At 44.5% G+C, this 1406-nt stretch carries 1 protein-coding gene; it reads right to left on the reverse strand.

Annotated elements, in window-relative coordinates; genetic code table 11:
* A partial coding sequence (locus tag AC2VE5_RS27345) for a hypothetical protein (RefSeq protein WP_486890673.1) occupies positions 1 to 1356 on the reverse strand: 1356 nt, incomplete at its 3' end.
* Positions 1357 to 1406: the final 50 nt, after the last annotated feature.

The following is a 1406-nucleotide window of genomic DNA, read 5'->3' on the forward strand; positions in this document are numbered from 1 at the left end:
CTCAAAATCGGTTAGATAAATTTGCCTGCCCAGAGACTCCAAAACCGTATAAGCACAACGATCTAGTAAGCCACAGTTTCGTAACTGTTTGATGCGTTTCAGCGTCTCTGGTAATTGACGGCGGACATCGGGTAAATCAATCGGATCAAGGTTGTCTGGTTTCACAGCAAAAGTAGTATCGTGAACGTCAACGGCTATTGTAAATTCTCTTAGCTCCCGCGCGATCGCCCAGCAGCCATTATATTTTCGTTCCGTTCCTTCTAATCTGGTCAGGATAAACGCATCACCAACAGTGCAGAAATCATTGGCTTTGATGAGAGGCTTTTCTTTGAGGCGTTCAACAGTGCTTTTGACTTCCTTACCTGTTGGCTGTCTACCACCTGTTTCTTGTAAAGTTTGTATCCAGGCTGTAGCTTGAACCTCTGGATCAAAATTTGCTTTCGCTATATCACGTAATTGACGTTCGCTAGTCGGCATAGAAATTTGCCGACCAATGGTCGGCAAAAATTTCTGAATATTGTCGTAAACCATCGCCGCCGAAATTTTTAGATAAGCTGCATCGCGGCTAAAGCCGAAACGATATTGGCAATAAGCTTCAAAGGTTTTATGGGTCGAGCGATATAGTTTCTTATCTTTTAATTCTTGCAATGCCCTTCCAGCTTCTCGAAATACCCTTTCTACCTTCAACTCCAGCCTGTGGCGCTCTTGTTCCTCCTCTTGGGTCAATTCACTTATTTCAAGAGTTGTCGTTAGATTTTCGACGGCGATCGCACTCTCAGCTTCTTCCATCTCAATTTCCAATGTTATAGGTCTACTTTCCCTGCCGACTAACTCCTCACCAACATTTGCCACAACTTCTGTGCAGTTTTCGGCTAATACCCATTCTTCACGCTCAAAGATATTTTCATCCGTTGTCTCTACCCCTCCCCTAGCTAATAATCGCGCCACAATAAAGGTTTTACCTGATTGCTCGTGACTGGTATTGAGCGCTATGCGATCGCCTACAGAGACAATTTGCTCCTTCGCCCACTCATCAATTTGAAGTAGGTGAGGCTGTTCGGGGATTTGGATCTTGCCATCCCAACTTACCCATACCTGTGCTAATCCGCCAGGGGTGATTTTTAGTTCGCAAACTTCTCCCAGGGATTTTGAATCTGCACGGTTGACCAGCATTCCTACTTCAAGTCGCGCTAAAGCCTCATAACTCTGGCGCTTACGGATTATTCCTGCTAGTTCTTTATCAAACTGCCTATGCTCTTTGACCTTGCTTCTTTGTCCGCGCAAGTTGTCTAAACTTTGATGCAGTTGTTGCTCCTGGCGTGTTAGCAGAGATATTTCATCGGCAACGCAAATCATATTTTTGCCCCAGTGTTTAGGTTAATTTTTCACCGAAATGCCACAAATAG

Source organism: Aliterella sp. E5.1 (assembly GCF_057473825.1).